The sequence below is a fragment of the Pseudomonas sp. NFACC02 genome, from assembly GCF_900110765.1.
In the GTDB taxonomy this organism is placed as follows: Bacteria; Pseudomonadota; Gammaproteobacteria; order Pseudomonadales; family Pseudomonadaceae; genus Aquipseudomonas.
Window position 1 is genome coordinate 1 of the sequence record NZ_FOEO01000010.1, and the last position, 16,749, is coordinate 16,749.

The following is a 16,749-nucleotide window of genomic DNA, read 5'->3' on the forward strand; positions in this document are numbered from 1 at the left end:
TTTTGATCGTTCCCACGCTCCGCGTGGTAAAGCAGCGACTGACGCTCTGCGTCAACGTGGACGCGGAGCGTCCTGGCAGGCATTCCCACGCAGAGCGTTGGAACGATCCTAAATCGTCTGCACCCCACCCGCGATTGTTGTAGCCGCCGGGGTGGCGCTCCACCTTGTCCCGCGATCTGCCGCGCAGCGGTAGCGAAATCAGGCGACTCGGTTGTACCTGATACACCGCATGCACCGGACTTGCTGCCGGTTCCCGGCAGATCGCGGGCAAGCGCGCTCCTACACCATCTGCTGTCCTCGCCACCTACCCAGCGCCGCGCCGATTCTGTAGCCTGCGAAACCTTCTCAATCACCTTTTGAGCCCTCTGGATGAAACGCAGCCTTTCCGTCATCGCTTTGCTGGTCGTTCTGATCGCTGGCGGCGGCGCCTGGTATATCCACAGCAAACAACCCGTGCGCAACGGCGAGCTGGCGCTGAACAGCCTCAAGGCACCTGTCAGCGTGCGTTATGACGAACGCGGCGTGCCGCACATCAAGGCCGAAAATCAGGACGACCTGTACCGCGCGCTGGGTTATGTACATGCGCAGGATCGCCTGTTCCAGATGGAGATCCTGCGCAGGCTCGCCCGTGGCGAACTGGCGGAAATCCTCGGTCCGAAGCTGGTGAACACCGACAAACTGTTCCGCAGCCTGCGCATTCGCGAGCATGCCGACGAATATGTGGCGCGTCAGGACAGGAACACCCCTGCCTGGAAAGCCCTGCAAGCCTATCTGGATGGCGTAAACCAGTTTCAGGCGACTCACCCCAAACCCGTCGAATTCGACGTGCTGGGCATCGACAAGCGGCCTTTCACCGCAGAAGACACCCTGAGCATTGGCGGCTACCTGGCTTACAGCTTCGCGGCGGCGTTTCGTACCGAACCGCTGCTGACCTATGTGCGCGATCAACTCGGGCCGGAGTACCTGAAAGTCTTCGATCTGGACTGGCAACCCCAAGGCGCGTTGGGCCAAGGACCTGCGCTGAGCAGCAAGGATTGGAAAGGTCTGGGCGATCTGGCCTTGCTCAGCCAGCAAGCCCTTGAGAACGCAGGCCTGCCACAATTCGAGGGCAGCAACGCATGGGCGGTGTCAGGCAGTCGCACGCAGAGCGGCAAGCCGTTGTTGGCGGGCGATCCGCACATCCGATTTTCGGTACCCGCGGTCTGGTACGAAGCGCAGCTGTCCGCTCCCGGCTTCGAGTTGTACGGACACTTCCAGGCGCTTAACCCGTTCGCGCTACTGGGCCATAACATGGATTTCGGCTGGAGCCTGACCATGTTCCAGAACGACGACGTCGACCTGATTGCCGAGAAGGTCAACCCCGAGAATTCCAATCAGGTCTGGTACCACGGTGCCTGGGCGGACATGACCTCGCGGCCCGAGCAAATCAAGGTCAAAGGCGAATCGCCGGTCACCTTCATGCTGCGCCAGTCGCCCCACGGCCCGATCGTCAATGACGTGCTGAGCGCCAGCGGCAGTCAGGAACACGCCGACACACCCGTTGCCATGTGGTGGTCGTTTCTTGAATCCGAGAACCCGATTCTGCAAGGCTTTTACGAGGCCAACCGCGCCAACACGCTGGACAAGATGCGCAGCGCCGCCGAGAAGATCCAGTCACCCGGCTTGAACATCGTCTACGCCAACGCCAACGGTGATATCGGTTGGTGGGCAGCCGCTCAGTTGCCCAAGCGTCCGGCAGGGGTAAACCCGACTTTCCTCCTCGACGGCAGCACAGGCCAGGCCGACAAGGACGGTTTCTATCCGTTCAGCGCCAACCCGCAGGAGGAAAACCCGGCGCGTGGCTATATCGTGTCGGCCAACTTCCAGCCCGTGTCGCCGACGGGGATGGAAATTCCGGGTTATTACAACCTCGCCGAACGCGGTCGCCAGTTGAACAAGCAGTTGAGTGACCCACGGGTGAAGTGGAATCTGGAAAACAGCCAGGCGCTGCAATTGGGCACCCGGACCGACTATGCCGAGCAGATTCTCAAACCATTGATTCCTGTGCTGCGCCGGGTGATCAGCGATCCGGAAGAGCACGACCTGATCGAACGTCTGGCCGCCTGGAAAGGTGATTACCCAGTCGATTCGGTAGGCGCGACGCTGTTCAACCAGTTCCTCTTCAACCTCAGCGACCAGACCTTCCGGGACGAGCTGGGCGACGGGCTGTTCGCGACCCTGCTCTCAACGCGCGTAATCGACATGGCGCTTCCAAGACTGGCCGCCGATGCCCATTCACCCTGGTGGAACAATCGCAACTCACCCGAACCGGAAGGTCGCGACAATACCGTGAAAGTGGCATGGCATGCAGCGGTGTCTCATTTGAAGTCGCTGTACGGGCTGAACCCAAACGAATGGACTTGGGGCAAGGCCCACACACTGACCCACGAACATCCGCTGGGCCGTCAACCGCCGCTGGACATGCTGTTCAACGTCGGCCCGTTTGCCGCGCCCGGAACCCATGAAGTGCCGAATAACCTGTCGGCAAGCATCGCCACTGCTCCGTGGCCTGTGACCTATGGACCGTCGACACGCCGCCTGATCGACTTCGCCGACCCGGCCCATGCGCTGGGCATCAACCCGGTCGGGCAAAGCGGCGTGCTGTTCGACAAGCACTACGCCGATCAGGCACAGCGCTACATCACCGGCCAGTACGTGCCGGAGCGGTTCAGCGAGGGGGATGTGGCGGGGAACAGCAAAGAGGTGTTGCGCCTGGTGCCGAGTCACTGACGACAAAACCTGACCGTGTGATCGTTCCCACGCTCCGCGTAACGATCACTCCCACAGGGTACGTGCTGTGATCGCATTCACAGGATTTGCTGCCGGTCCCCGGCAGATCGCGGGACAAGCCACGCTCCTACAGGGTCAACACAGTTGTGATCGTTCCCACGCTCCGCGTGGGAACGCTGCCCCGGACGCTCCGCGTCTATCCAGCAGTGACGCAGAGCGTCAGCGGATACGTCCCCACGCAGAGCGTGGGGACGATCAATGCCGCAGGTTTAAACTGACTCAACCACCTGAGCACGGCGCACATCCGGCTGTTTCCAGCCATCCGCAGCCGCTTCTTCGATGGCTTGCTGGATCGCTTTCCTGCGTTTCTCTTCTGCGCGACGGCTGAAGAACCACACCAGGAAGGTCGCGATCGACACCGCCAGCAGAATCAGGCTGGCAATGGCATTGATCTCAGGCTTCACGCCCAGACGCACGGCCGAGAACACTTCCATCGGCAAGGTCGTCGAGCCGGGGCCTGACACGAAGCTGGCCAACACCAGGTCATCCAGCGACAGCGCGAAGGACATCATCGCGCCCGCCGCCAGTGACGGCGCGATCATCGGGATGGTGATCAGGAAGAACACCTTCCAGGGTCGCGCCCCCAGATCCATGGCCGCTTCTTCGATGGACATGTCGAGTTCGCGCAGCCGGGCCGACACCACCACCGCTACGTATGCGGCACAGAACGTTGTGTGAGCGATCCAGATGGTCACGATGCCGCGCTCCTGCGGCCAGCCAATCAACTGCGCCATCGCCACGAACAGCAGCAACAGCGACAGACCGGTGATCACCTCAGGCATAACCAGTGGCGCGGTGACCAGGCCACCGAAGAAGGTCTTGCCCTTGAAGCGCGTGATGCGCGTCAGGACAAACGCTGCCATGGTGCCCAGTGCAACCGCCGCAACCGAGGTGTAGCAGGCGATTTCCAGCGAACGAGCCACTGCGCTCATCAGTTGGGTGTTGTCGAGCAGCCCGACGTACCACTTCACCGACCAGCCACCCCAGACCGTCACCAGCTTGGAGGCGTTGAACGAATAGATCACCAGGATGACCATGGGCGCGTAGATGAACACCAGCCCCAGTACCAGCATCAGGTTCGAGAATCGGAAGCCTCTCATGCTTTGCCCTCCAGTTCTTTGGCCTGGCTACGGTTGAACAGAATGATCGGCACGATCAGGATCAACAGCATCACCACCGCCAGCGAAGACGCCACCGGCCAGTCGCGGTTGTTGAAGAACTCTGTCCACAAGACCCTACCGATCATCAGCGTATCGGGTCCGCCCAGCAATTCAGGGATGACGAACTCACCCACCACCGGAATGAAGACCAGCATGCAGCCGGCAATGATGCCGTTTTTCGACAGTGGTACGGTGATCTTCCAGAAGCTGTTGAAGGTGCTAGACCCCAGGTCCGATGCGGCTTCCAGCAAGCTTGGATCGTGCTTCACCAGGTTGGCGTACAGCGGCAGAATCATGAATGGCAGATACGAGTACACCACGCCGATGTAAACCGCCAGGTTAGTGTTGAGGATCTGCAACGGCTCCTGAATCACGCCCAGCCACATCAGGAACGCATTGAGCAGGCCGTTATTGCTGAGGATGCCCATCCACGCATACACGCGGATCAGGATGGCCGTCCAGGTCGGCATCATGATCAGCAGCAACAGCACCGTCTGCATTTCCTTACGCGCAATGGAGATACCGTAGGCCATCGGATAGCCGATCAACAGGCACAGCAACGTACTGAAGAAGGCCATCTTCAAGGAGCCCAAGTACGCCGAGATGTATAGGTCGTCCCCGGTCAACAGTGCGTAGTTGGCAAAGTTGAGCACGATGTCGAGTTTCTGCTCGGCGTACGTGAAGATCTCGGTGTACGGCGGAATCGCGACATCGGCCTCAGCGAAGCTGATCTTGATGACGATCAGAAACGGCAGCGCGAAAAACAGGAAAAGCCAGAGGAAGGGCACCCCGATGACCGCCTGACGGCCATTGGGTGTTATTCGGTTGAGCGCTCGTTTGATTTTTCGAATTTTCATGACCGCAGTACCACGCCGCTGTCGTCTTCCCACCAGACGAACACTTCGTCATCCCAGGTCGGACGCGCGCCCCGGCGTTCGGCGTTGGCAACGAAGGACTGAACCAGCTTGCCGCACGCCAACTGCACGTAGAACACCGAGTGACCGCCCAGATAAGCGATGTCGTGGACCTTGCCGCGCGACCAGTTGTATTCGTAGGCTGGCTGCTCGGTGGTAATCAGCAGTTTTTCCGGGCGAATGGCGTAGGTGATGTGCTTGTCTTCCACCGAGGTACTGATCCCGTGGCCGACGTAGATATCGCGCTCCAGCTCAGGGCTGCGAATCAGCGCATGACCTTCCATGTCCTCGATGACTTCACCGTCGAACAGGTTGACGTTGCCGATGAACTCACAGACCAGACGGCTGGTGGGTGTTTCGTAGATGTCGACCGGGCTGCCGATCTGGGCAATCCACCCCAGGTGCATGATCGCGATGCGCTGGGCCATGGTCATGGCCTCTTCCTGGTCGTGGGTCACCATCACGCATGTCACGCCGACGCGCTCGATGATTTCAACCAGTTCCAGCTGCATTTGCGAACGCAGCTTCTTGTCCAGCGCACCCATCGGTTCGTCGAGCAACAGCAGCTTGGGTTTCTTGGCCAGCGACCGCGCCAGCGCCACCCGCTGACGTTGACCGCCGGACAGTTGGTGCGGTTTGCGCTTGGCGTACTGGGTCATCTGCACCAGCTTGAGCATCTCGGCCACGCGCGCGTCGATCTCCGCCTTGGGCAACTTGTCCTGCTGCAGACCAAAGGCGATGTTTTGCGCCACGGTCATGTGCGGGAACAGCGCATAGGACTGGAACATCATGTTGATCGGACGTTCGTACGGCGGCATGTCGGTGATGTCGACGCCATCGAGGAAAATGCGCCCCTCGGTCGGCCGCTCGAAACCGGCCAACATACGCAAGAGCGTCGACTTGCCTGAACCGGAACCGCCAAGCAGGGCGAAGATTTCACCCTTGTTGATCTGCAGAGACACATCGTCCACAGCAACCGTCTCATCGAACTTTTTCGTGACCCGATCGATTTTGACCAGCACCTGCTTAGGTTGCTGACCACCCTCAAGGGCTTTTTTGTAGGCGCCGGAGGCAACTGCCATGGGTGAAACTCCCAACTGTTCTTGCTCCCGGCCAATACGGCCGGGCGCCAGGTCTTTATTTACCGGATTTGATCTTGGTCCAGCTGCGGGTCATCACACGCTGAATTTTCGGCGGTAACTCGGAGTTGACGTACAGGCGCGCCTGCACTTCCTTCGAGGGATACACCGCCTCGTCGTTGCGAATGTCCTGATCCATCAGCTCGCCCGAAGCCGGGTTCGGGTTGGCGTAACCCACCTGGTCACTGATCTTGGCGATCACATCAGGCTTGAGGATGTAGTTGATGAAGGCATGGGCCGCCTTGACGTCGGGGGCGTCGGCCGGAATCGCCAGCATGTCGAACCACAGGTTGCCGCCCTCTTTCGGAATCGAGTACGCGATGTTCACGCCCTTGCCCGCCTCTTCGGCACGTGCTTTGGCCTGGAACACATCACCGGAGAAACCGGCAGCGATACAGATGTCTCCGTTGGCGAGGTCCGTAATGTATTTGGAGGAATTGAAGTAGGTGACGTAAGGACGGACCTTCAGCAGCTTGTCTTCGGCCTTCTTGTAATCTTTCTCGTCGGTGCTGTTGGGGTTCAGCCCCATGTAGTTCAGCACGGCCGGCATCATTTCATCCGCCGAGTCGAGGAAGGCGACACCGCACGTCTTCAGCTTCTTGATGTTCTCGGGCTCGAACAGCACAGCCCAGGAATCGATCTTGTCGACGCCCAGCACTTCCTTGATCTTGTCGACGTTGTAACCGATGCCGTTAGTGCCCCACAGATAAGGGACGGCGTACTGATTGCCGGGATCGTTCTTCTCCAGGCGCTTCATCAGCTCGGGATCGAGGTTGGCGTAATTGGGGAGTTGCGATTTGTCGAGCTTCTGAAACGCGCCGGCCTTGATCTGCTTGCCAAGGAAGTGGTTGGACGGCACGACGACGTCATAGCCGGTGTGTCCCGCCAGCAGCTTGCCCTCCAGCGTTTCATTGGAGTCGAACACGTCGTATTGGGTCTTGATCCCGGTGGCGGATTCAAAATCCGCCAGGGTCGTCGTCCCGATGTAATCGGACCAGTTATAAATGCGGACGGTAGAGTCCGCGTAAGCGCCGACGGCAAGCGTCAGGCCGGCTCCCAGTAGCAAGCCCTTGGAAAATAAAGAAATAGACACGTGTACAGTCCTTTTTTAGTAGGTGGGCCTGTTGCCCGTGCCGATGACAGTAACGACTGCCTGTGACAATTCCGGCGCGCAACTTACCTTCGATAAACCCTGCTCGCAAAAAAAACTTTTCTGACTCGTATGTCGCTGCCGCTGACACCGGGCCGCGGACCGCGGCCGGTGTGCGGTGAACATTGATCCTGTGGGAGCGAGCTTTGTCAGGGCGGCACTCCGACGAATGCCGGGTTTCAAACGACAGACGCTCGCCTGATGGAACACCCTCTTTGCGAGCAAGCTCGCTCCCACAGTGCCTGACCAGGCTTACTTGCCCGATTTGATGTTGGTCCAGGCGCGAGTCATTTCACGCTGGGTCGCTGCGGGCAGATCTGCGATCGCATACAGCTTGGCCAGAACATCGGCTGGCGGATAAACGCCTGGGTCAGACGTGATGTCTTTGTCGACGAACTCGGTCGCCGCCGCGTTACCGTTCGGGAAGTGAACGGCGTTGGTGATTTCAGCCATGACTTTAGGCTGCAGCAGGAAGTTCATGAACTTGTAGGCGCCTTCGACGTTTTCGGCGTCTTTAGGAATGGCGACCATGTCATAGAAGCTGCCAGCACCCTCTTTCGGGATGTTGTAGCTGACCTTGACCTTGCCACCCGCTTCTTCAGCACGCGCCTTGGCCTGATAGATGTCGCCCGAGTAACCCACGGCTACGCAGATGTTGCCGTTGGCCAGGTCCGAGATGTACTTGGACGAGTGGAAGTAAGTGATCGAAGGACGAATTTTCAGGAAAAGATCCTGAGCTTTCTTGATGTCTTCTTTCTTCTGGGTGTCGGTTGGCAAGCCAAGGTAATGCAGCGCTACCGGCAGCATCTCGGTCGGCGAATCCAGGAAACTCACGCCGCAGGCTTTCAGCTTGGCGATGTTTTCAGGCTTGAGCAGCAGGTCCCAGGAGTTGACCGGTGCATCGGCGCCCAGCGCAGCCTTGACCTTGTCCGGGTTGAAGCCGATACCGATCGAGCCCCACATGTAAGGGAAAGCGTGCTTGTTGTCCGGGTCGCTGATCGATACGGCCTTGAGCAGCTTCTCGTTCAGATTTTTGTAGTTGGACAGTTTGGACTTGTCCAGCTCCTGATACACACCGGCCTTGATCTGTTTGGCCAGGAAGTTGTTCGACGGAACGACGATGTCGTAGCCGGACTTGCCGGCCAGCAATTTGGCTTCCAGGGTCTCGTTGCTGTCGAAGACGTCATACACCACTTTGATGCCTGATTCCTTTTCGAAATCGGCAATGGTGTTCGGCGCGATGTAATCGGACCAGTTGTAGACATGCAGAACTTTATCATCAGCGTGCGCAGCGACAGACACTGCGCCCATCAGGGACAACGCGAGAAGGGTTTTGCCAAATTTCTTCATTCGTACAGCTCCAATGTTTTATGTTAGCGGCGACTAAAACAACCGTTAGTCTGGCAATTTCCTGGGCGGGCTTACAAGCAGACTGCCTGCCTTATTGCATACCTTTCAAAGATTTCATCTGCACACCAACACATCGAACCCTGCAGGGTGCGCCTTCAACCCGGCGCACGCCCGCCGCGACCACTTCAGCTCTGCAACGCCTCAAGGGTCAGGTCCAGGCATTTGCGCGCTTTTTCCACCAACTCGTCGATCTCCGCGAAGCTGATCACCAACGGCGGCGAAATGATCATCGTGTCACCCACCGCACGCATGATCAGTCCGTTATTGAAGCAGAACGTTCGGCAAATCATGCCCGCGCCTCGACCGACGTAACGCTCGCGAGTGGCTTTGTCTTTCACCAGCTCGATGGCGCCCAGCATGCCGACACCCCGAACTTCACCCACCAACGGATGATCGCTCAACTCACGCAAACGCTTCTGCAAGTATGGTGCCGTTTCCGATTTCACACGTTCGACAATCTTTTCGTCACGCAGGATGCGGATGTTTTCCAGACCGACCGCTGCCGCCACCGGATGGCCCGAATAGGTAAAGCCGTGGTTGAAGTCGCCGCCTTCGTTCAACACCTTCACCACCTCATCGCGCACAATCACACCGCCCATGGGGATGTAGCCCGAGGTCAGGCCTTTGGCGATGGTCATCAGGTCAGGCTTGAGGTCGTAGAAATCGCTACCGAACCACTCACCGGTACGACCAAAGCCACAAATCACCTCATCGGCGACAAACAGGATGTCGTACCGGGCGAGGATCTCTTTGATCTTCGGCCAGTAGGTATCAGGCGGAACGATCACACCGCCCGCGCCCTGAATCGGCTCGGCGATAAAGGCGGCCACGTTGTCTTCACCGACTTCGAGGATTTTCTTTTCCAGTTGCTCGGCCGCCCAGACGCCGAACGCTTCCGGGGTCATGTCGCCCCCTTCGCCGAACCAGTATGGCTGCGGGATGTGAACGATGCCCGGAATCGGCAGGTCGCCCTGCTCATGCATGTACGTCATGCCGCCCAGACTGGCGCCCGCGACCGTGGAGCCGTGGTAGCCGTTGATGCGGCTGATGATGACCTTCTTGTCTGGCTTGCCTTTGACCGCCCAGTAGTGACGCACCATTCGCAGCACAGTGTCGTTGCCTTCGGAGCCGGAACCGGTGAAAAACACATGGTTCATGCCTTCAGGGGCAATGTCGGAAATCGCCTTGGCGAGTTGCAACGCTGGCGGGTGAGCGGTCTGAAAAAACAGGTTGTAATACGGCAGTTCGCGCATCTGTTTGCTGGCTGCATCGGCCAGTTCGTCACGACCGTAACCGATGGCGACGCACCACAGACCCGCCATGCCGTCGAGGATCTTGTTGCCTTCGCTGTCCCACAGATAAACGCCCTTGGCGTGAGTGATAATGCGGGGGCCTTTCTCTTTGAGCTGCTTGAAGTCGCTGAACGGCGCCAGATGATGATCGCTGCTGAGCGCTTGCCATTCGCGGGTTTGCGGGTTGTTGGAACTCATGAACCACTCCATTGACGGATATCGCGTGTCAGGCGCCGCGGACCTCGCAAGGCCTGCGCGGCGCCTGGGGCTTCAGACGGCGAACAGCAGGAATTCCCGCTCCCACGAACTGATCACACGCTTGAAGTTTTCGTGCTCGGCGCGCTTGACCGCGACGTAACCGGTGATGAATTTTTGCCCGAGGTACTTTTCGATGGTCTTGCTGTTTTCCATCCGCTCAAGGGCGTCTTCGATGGTCAATGGCAAGCGCAGGTTGCGACGCTCATAACCCCGGCCCACGACAGGCGCGCTCGGATTGATGCCTTCGACCATGCCGATGAAACCGCACAGCAGGCTCGCAGCAATCGCCAGATAGGGATTGGCATCGGCGCCCGGCAGACGGTTTTCCACACGGCGGTTCTGCGGGCCGGCATCCGGTACGCGCAGGCCGACGGTGCGGTTTTCTTCGCCCCACTCCACGTTCACCGGCGCCGAGGTGTCCGGCAGGAAGCGGCGAAACGAGTTGACGTTAGGTGCGAAGAGCGGCAGCAGCTCGGGAATGAGTTTCTGCAGGCCGCCAATGTGCTGCAGGAACAACTGACTCATGGTGCCGTCTTCGTTGGAGAAGATGTTCTTGCCGGTTTCGATGTCGACGATGCTCTGGTGCAAGTGCATGGCGCTGCCCGGCTCACCGGTCATGGGCTTGGCCATAAAGGTCGCCGCTACGTCATGCTTGAGCGCGGCTTCGCGCATGGTGCGCTTGAACACCAGGATCTGATCGGCCAGCGACAGCGCATCGCCGTGACGGAAGTTGATTTCCATCTGTGCGGTGCCGTCTTCGTGGATCAACGTATCGAGGTCCAGGTTCTGCAGCTCGCACCAGTCGTAGACGTCTTCGAAGAGCGGGTCGAACTCGTTGGCGGCTTCAATAGAGAAAGACTGACGACCTGTCTCCGGGCGGCCCGAGCGCCCCACTGGCGGTTGCAACGGATAATCCGGGTCGTCGCTGCGCTTGGTGAGATAGAACTCCATTTCCGGCGCCACGATGGGCTGCCAGCCTTGATCGGCATAGAGTTTGAGTACTTTTTTCAATACGTTGCGCGGCGACAGCTCGATGGGGTTGCCTTGCTTGTCGTAGGTGTCATGGATCACCTGCGCAGTAGGCTCGATGGCCCAGGGCACCAGATACACCGCGTTCTGGTCAGGACGGCAAAACATGTCGATGTCCGCGGGGTCCAGCAACTCGTAATAAATGTCGTCTTCGACATAGTCCCCGGTCACGGTCTGGAGCAGTACGCTTTCCGGCAAGCGCATGCCCTTTTCGGCAATGAACTTGTTGGTCGGAGAGATCTTGCCGCGCGTGATACCGGTGAGGTCGGAGATCATGCACTCGACTTCGGTAATCCTGTGTTCTTTCAACCAATCGGTGAGCTGGTCGAGGTTGGTACTCATAAATACCTCAGGGGTTCATTGTCCTGACGGCCATCGTAGTCATCAGGCGTTTTTCGACGCATCGGCGTCGCGTTGTGTTGCACGTTTTCGACAGGCATCGCCAAAAGCCTGGAAGATTGAAAGATAGTCGGGGTTTTGCATGACCTGCCACTCCGGATGCCACTGAACGCCCAATGCGAATACATCAGCTGTAGCAAAAGGCGCGCCTGCGGGAACCGAAATCGCTTCAATCAGGCCGTCCGGCGCCGTCGCTTCCACGCGCAGACCAGGCGCGAGACGCTCGACACCCTGACCATGAATTGAATTGACACGAATTTCTTCTGACAACCCGAATCCCGCCAGCATGCCGCCCGGTTCGATGTGCATCGCATGACTGGGAGCGTACTGAGTTTCCACGGGTTCGTTGTCTGGCTCACGGTGATCCATGAAGGCGCCCGTCTCGTGAACCTTCTGATGCAGACTGCCGCCAAACGCTACGTTCAGCTCCTGAAAACCACGGCAAATACCCAGCACGGGCACGCCCGCAGCCACAGCGGCACGAATAAGGGGTAAGGTGGTGTGGTCGCGTGCAGGATCATGAGCAGTTCCCGGCGCGCTGGCCGGACCACTATAGTGATAGGGTTCGACGTTGGATGGAGAACCGGTGAAGAGCAAGCCATCGACCGCCGAGAGTATGTCGGCTGGATCGATCAGCTCTGCCAGTGACGGCAGAATCAGCGGCAGGCCCTTGGCAGCGACGGCGACTGCGCGGACGTATTTGTCACCACTGATGTGATAGGCATGCGAGCCGATTTGCTGAGTGCAGGCGGTGACGCCGATCAGCGGAAGGCGAGACATGTGACCCCCGGTATTGTTGCTGTTTTGGGTTGCGACCGAGCTTAGCCTTGTTCATTTTTTTACACAACAGCGCCGTAAAAAATAAAACACGCCCTGCTCAAGGTCGCAGTTCTAACGACTTCCAGGCGTCTAAATCCGCCCTAAAGTGCGGCAAAAATGGGCTCACGGCGCCCTTTTAGGGCAAAACAGAGCTCTCTTGACTTCATCTGGGCTTTCGGATTGACTGAACCCCGTAATGCTCGATGATTGATATTTTCAACAACAAAGGTGTTGCATCATGTCGGTACCCCCGCGTGCCGTTCAGCTCAACGAAGCGAACGCGTTCCTTAAGGAACATCCTGAGGTTCTATACGTTGACCTTCTGATTGCAGATATGAATGGAGTGGTGCGCGGCAAGCGCATTGAACGCACCAGTCTCCATAAGGTTTACGAAAAAGGCATTAACCTCCCAGCTTCTCTTTTCGCACTGGATATCAATGGCTCGACGGTGGAAAGCACCGGCCTTGGCCTGGACATCGGTGACGCTGACCGAATCTGTTATCCGATCCCTGACACTCTCTGCAACGAACCGTGGCAGAAGCGTCCTACCGCACAACTGCTGATGACCATGCACGAACTGGAGGGCGATCCGTTCTTCGCCGATCCTCGTGAGGTGCTACGCCAGGTGGTCAGCAAGTTCGACGAGATGGGCCTGACCATCTGCGCCGCATTCGAACTTGAGTTCTACCTGATCGATCAGGAGAACGTGAACGGCCGACCACAGCCGCCGCGCTCGCCGATTTCCGGGAAACGCCCGCACTCGACACAGGTCTACCTGATCGACGACCTCGACGAATACGTCGATTGCCTCCAGGACATTCTGGAAGGTGCGAAAGAGCAAGGCATCCCTGCCGACGCGATCGTCAAGGAAAGTGCTCCGGCGCAGTTCGAAGTGAATCTGCACCACACTGCTGACGCATTGAAGGCCTGCGATTATGCGGTCCTGCTCAAGCGACTGATCAAGAACATCGCCTACGACCATGAGATGGACACCACCTTCATGGCCAAGCCGTATCCAGGCCAGGCGGGTAACGGTCTGCACGTCCACATCTCGATCCTGGATCGCGATGGCAAAAACATCTTCACCAGTGAGGATCCCGAGCAGAACGCCGCATTACGTCATGCGATCGGCGGTGTGCTCGAGACCCTACCGGCGCAGATGGCGTTCCTTTGCCCGAACGTCAACTCGTATCGCCGGTTCGGTGCTCAGTTCTACGTACCAAACTCGCCTACCTGGGGTCTGGACAACCGGACAGTGGCCGTTCGTGTGCCTACCGGTACCGCGGATGCCGTGCGGATCGAACACCGCGTTGCCGGTGCAGACGCCAACCCTTACCTCTTGATGGCATCGGTGCTCGCGGGCATCCACCACGGTCTGACCAACAAGGTCGAGCCGGGGCCACCTGTCGAAGGCAACTCTTACGAGCAGCATGAGCAAAGCCTGCCAAACAACTTGCGCGATGCGTTGCGCGAGCTGGACGACAGCGAAATCATGGCCAAGTACATCGATCCGAAGTACATCGATATCTTTGTCGCCTGCAAGGAAAGTGAGCTGGAAGAGTTCGAACATTCCATCTCCGACCTCGAATACAACTGGTATCTGCACACGGTCTGACGGTGTGTGAAATAAAAAGAACGCCCCCAACCGCATGGCTGGGGGCGTTTTTTATTTTAGACGGCGCAGTTCATCCGAGCCTTGAAACCTCGCGTACAATGCGCGGACTTTCGCCTGCGAGACGCTTCAATGACCCGCCCCGCCACACCCCGCAAACCCCGTGCGCGCAGTCAGGCCCGGATCGATTCGATCCTTGATGCCGCGCGTACGCTGTTGGCGTCGGATGGGGTGGCGAGTCTGTCGATCTATAGCGTCGCCGAGCGCGCTGGGATCCCGCCCTCCTCGGTCTATCACTTCTTTGCCAGCGTCCCGGCGTTGCTGGAAGGACTGACCGCCGACGTTCACGCAGCGTTTCGCGAGAGTCTGCAACAGCCCATCGATCATGCGCAGCTCACGTCCTGGCATGACCTCTCGCGCCTGGTCGAGGCGCGCATGCTCACGATCTACAGCGAAGACGCCGCCGCTCGGCAGTTGATCCTGGCTCAGCACGGCCTGACCGAAGTCACTCAGGCAGACCGCCAGCACGACGTCGAACTGGGCAACCTCATGCACGCGCTGTTCGCCAAGCACTTCCAGCTGCCGGCCTTGCCAGACGACATCGAAGTGTTCGCCCTCGCCCTCGAACTCGCCGACCGCGTTTATGCACGCTCGATACAACTGCACGATGCGATCACGCCACGCATGGCAGAAGAAGGGCAGCGCGTGTTCGACGCTTATCTTGGCCTTTACCTGCCGCCGTTCCTCCCGAAGCGATCAATCGAGCAGTAACGCCGACAGCTCCCGGCAAGCCGGCTGACCAAATCGGACACAGCAAAAAGCCCCGAAGGGCTCGCACCCTTCGGGGTTGTTCACAACGCATCGATCACAACTTGGCGATCGACACCTCGGTGGATTTCACGAAGGCGATGACTTCGCTGCCGACCACCAGCTCAAGCTCTTTCACCGAACGGGTGGTGATCACCGAAGTGACGATGCCGGACGCGGTCTGTACGTCGATTTCCGACAGTACGTCGCCGGTGACGATTTCCTTGATGGTGCCTTTGAACTGGTTACGAACGTTGATGGCTTTGATAGTCATGACAGGTCTTCCTTTGAGTGCTCAGTCCAGACGCAACATTGCGCCTGGATTCAGTTGGCCCAGCGCAGCTGCGTGGGCAGGGGTGATGTCGGTTCAGGTTCGGGCGGACTGCCTGGCAGCGACAGCACGCGGTTAAGGACTTCGGTTTCCAGCGCGGCGAGCCGATGTGAACCACGCGCACGCGGTCGAGCCAGATCGACCTGCAAATCAAGCCCGATGCGGCCCTCTTCGATCAGCAAGACTCGGTCGGCAATCGCCACTGCCTCGCTGACATCGTGCGTCACCAACAACACCGTGAAGCCGTGCTTGCGCCAGAGATTTTCGATCAGCTGCTGCATCTCGATGCGGGTCAAGGCATCGAGCGCGCCCAGCGGCTCGTCCAGCAGCAACAGTCGCGGTTGGTGAATCAACGCACGCGCCAGCGCCACACGTTGTTTCTGGCCGCCTGACAACGACGCAGGCCACTCATCGGCACGCTCGGCCAGACCGACGGCTTCCAGTGCCTCCAGCGCTTTGCCACGCCAGTCTCCGCTAAGGCCCAGCCCGATGTTGTCGATGATCTTTTTCCACGGCAGCAGGCGTGCTTCCTGGAACATCAATCGTGTGTCTTCTCGTGCATCGGCCAGCGACGCCGACCCGGCCAGTAACTGACCGCTTGAGGGCTGATCAAGGCCTGCAAGCAAGCGCAGCAGGGTACTTTTACCGCAACCGCTGCGACCGACTACGGCCACGAACTGCCCGGCCGGAATGTGCAGGTCGATGTCCTTGAGGACTTCCCGCGAGCCAAAGGTTTTCTTCAGCTTGCGCACTTGCAGGGGAATGCCGCGCAGCAGGTTTGCCGGTTGTTGAAGGGTGCTCATCGCGCACCACCTTTTGCCCCTTGATACGCCGGGTGCCAACGCAGGCAGACCCGTTCCAGCCCACGCGCGGCAAGGTCCGCCAGTTTGCCGAGCACGGCGTACAACACGATCGCCAGCACCACCACGTCCGTCTGCAGAAACTCCCTGGCGTTCATCGCCAGATAGCCGATGCCGGAGCTGGCGGAGATGGTTTCAGCCACGATCAGCGTCAACCACATGAAGCCCAGCGCGAAGCGCACACCGACCAGAATCGAAGGCATCGCACCCGGCAAAATGACGTGCCAGAACAGCGCGAACCCCGACAGACCATAACTGCGCGACATCTCCACCAAGGCGGGATCGATGTTGCGAATCCCGTGATACGTATTCAGATAAATCGGGAACAGCGTGCCCAACGCCACCAGAAAAATCTTGGCGCTTTCATCGATGCCGAACCACAGGATGACCAGCGGGATCAGCGCCAGATGCGGCACGTTGCGAATCATCTGCACGGAGCTGTCGAGCAGGCATTCGCCCCATTTCGACAAGCCCGTGATAAACCCCAGGATCAGGCCGATGCCGCCACCGATGGCAAAGCCGATACCGGCGCGCCAGCCACTGATTGCCAGATGGGTCCAGATGTCGCCACTGCGTACCAGCGTCACACCGGCTTCGATCACCGCACTCGGCGCTGGCAGGATGCGGGTTGACAGCCAACCGGCGCTGACCGCCAGTTGCCAGATCGCCAGCAACAAAACCGGTAGCAGCCAGGGCGCCAGTTTGTGGGTTACGCTTTCCACGCTCATGGAGTTGTCTCC

14 protein-coding genes are annotated in these 16,749 nt (G+C 58.9%); 3 read left to right on the top strand and 11 right to left on the bottom strand.

The genetic code is table 11. The features are described from left to right. Positions 1 to 369: 369 nt before the first annotated feature. A complete protein-coding gene (locus BMY73_RS10995) occupies positions 370 to 2,769 on the top strand; it encodes a penicillin acylase family protein (protein WP_092407077.1) in 2,400 nt (799 codons plus the stop codon). A 269-nt stretch (positions 2,770 to 3,038) separates the two neighbouring features. Here BMY73_RS10995 and BMY73_RS11000 read toward each other — a convergent pair whose 3' ends face one another. The 8 genes from BMY73_RS11000 to BMY73_RS11035 all read right to left on the bottom strand — a co-directional run bounded on the left by BMY73_RS11000 (position 3,039) and on the right by BMY73_RS11035 (position 12,360). Beyond that, complete coding sequence (locus BMY73_RS11000; protein ID WP_092407079.1) at positions 3,039 to 3,929, bottom strand: ABC transporter permease subunit; 891 nt, start codon at positions 3,927 to 3,929, stop codon at positions 3,039 to 3,041. After that, positions 3,926 to 4,846, bottom strand: a complete 921-nt coding sequence (locus BMY73_RS11005; protein WP_062379374.1) for an ABC transporter permease subunit — start codon at positions 4,844 to 4,846, stop codon at positions 3,926 to 3,928. The genes BMY73_RS11000 and BMY73_RS11005 overlap by 4 nt, the downstream gene beginning before the upstream one ends. Beyond that, positions 4,843 to 5,985: a polyamine ABC transporter ATP-binding protein gene (gene potA, locus BMY73_RS11010; RefSeq protein WP_062379376.1), complete on the bottom strand. Its 1,143-nt coding sequence runs from the start codon at positions 5,983 to 5,985 to the stop codon at positions 4,843 to 4,845. Before potA ends, BMY73_RS11005 begins: the two co-directional genes overlap by 4 nt. Positions 5,986 to 6,040: 55 nt before the next feature. Continuing rightward, the gene (locus tag BMY73_RS11015) at positions 6,041 to 7,135 is read right to left on the bottom strand and encodes a polyamine ABC transporter substrate-binding protein (protein WP_062379378.1); all 1,095 of its coding nucleotides are present in this window, start codon (positions 7,133 to 7,135) and stop codon (positions 6,041 to 6,043) included. 309 nt (positions 7,136 to 7,444) lie between these two features. Further along, positions 7,445 to 8,542 (bottom strand): polyamine ABC transporter substrate-binding protein, encoded by a 1,098-nt coding sequence (locus BMY73_RS11020; protein ID WP_062379380.1) that lies wholly within the window; start codon positions 8,540 to 8,542, stop codon positions 7,445 to 7,447. 185 nt (positions 8,543 to 8,727) lie between these two features. Next, positions 8,728 to 10,092: an aspartate aminotransferase family protein gene (locus tag BMY73_RS11025; RefSeq protein ID WP_062379381.1), complete on the bottom strand. Its 1,365-nt coding sequence runs from the start codon at positions 10,090 to 10,092 to the stop codon at positions 8,728 to 8,730. 72 nt (positions 10,093 to 10,164) lie between these two features. Then, positions 10,165 to 11,523: a glutamine synthetase family protein gene (locus BMY73_RS11030; protein WP_062379383.1), complete on the bottom strand. Its 1,359-nt coding sequence runs from the start codon at positions 11,521 to 11,523 to the stop codon at positions 10,165 to 10,167. Between the two features lie 42 nt (positions 11,524 to 11,565). Then, positions 11,566 to 12,360, bottom strand: a complete 795-nt coding sequence (locus BMY73_RS11035; protein ID WP_062379385.1) for a gamma-glutamyl-gamma-aminobutyrate hydrolase family protein — start codon at positions 12,358 to 12,360, stop codon at positions 11,566 to 11,568. 277 nt (positions 12,361 to 12,637) lie between these two features. Here BMY73_RS11035 and BMY73_RS11040 point away from each other — a divergent pair, with 277 nt between their 5' ends. Together BMY73_RS11040 and BMY73_RS11045 are read left to right on the top strand one after the other, a co-directional pair. After that, complete coding sequence (locus BMY73_RS11040) at positions 12,638 to 14,014, top strand: glutamine synthetase family protein (protein ID WP_062379386.1); 1,377 nt, start codon at positions 12,638 to 12,640, stop codon at positions 14,012 to 14,014. Between the two features lie 129 nt (positions 14,015 to 14,143). Continuing rightward, complete coding sequence (locus tag BMY73_RS11045) at positions 14,144 to 14,782, top strand: TetR/AcrR family transcriptional regulator (protein ID WP_092407081.1); 639 nt, start codon at positions 14,144 to 14,146, stop codon at positions 14,780 to 14,782. 94 nt (positions 14,783 to 14,876) lie between these two features. Here BMY73_RS11045 and BMY73_RS11050 read toward each other — a convergent pair whose 3' ends face one another. Genes BMY73_RS11050 through ssuC form a run of 3 tightly spaced genes read right to left on the bottom strand, consistent with a single transcriptional unit; the run spans position 14,877 to position 16,737 of the window. Next, complete coding sequence (locus BMY73_RS11050; RefSeq protein ID WP_062379390.1) at positions 14,877 to 15,092, bottom strand: TOBE domain-containing protein; 216 nt, start codon at positions 15,090 to 15,092, stop codon at positions 14,877 to 14,879. A 50-nt stretch (positions 15,093 to 15,142) separates the two neighbouring features. Then, positions 15,143 to 15,952: an aliphatic sulfonates ABC transporter ATP-binding protein gene (gene ssuB, locus BMY73_RS11055; RefSeq protein WP_092407083.1), complete on the bottom strand. Its 810-nt coding sequence runs from the start codon at positions 15,950 to 15,952 to the stop codon at positions 15,143 to 15,145. Beyond that, positions 15,949 to 16,737, bottom strand: coding sequence for an aliphatic sulfonate ABC transporter permease SsuC (gene ssuC / locus BMY73_RS11060; RefSeq protein ID WP_092407085.1), 789 nt, complete (start codon positions 16,735 to 16,737; stop codon positions 15,949 to 15,951). Before ssuC ends, ssuB begins: the two co-directional genes overlap by 4 nt. Positions 16,738 to 16,749: the final 12 nt, after the last annotated feature.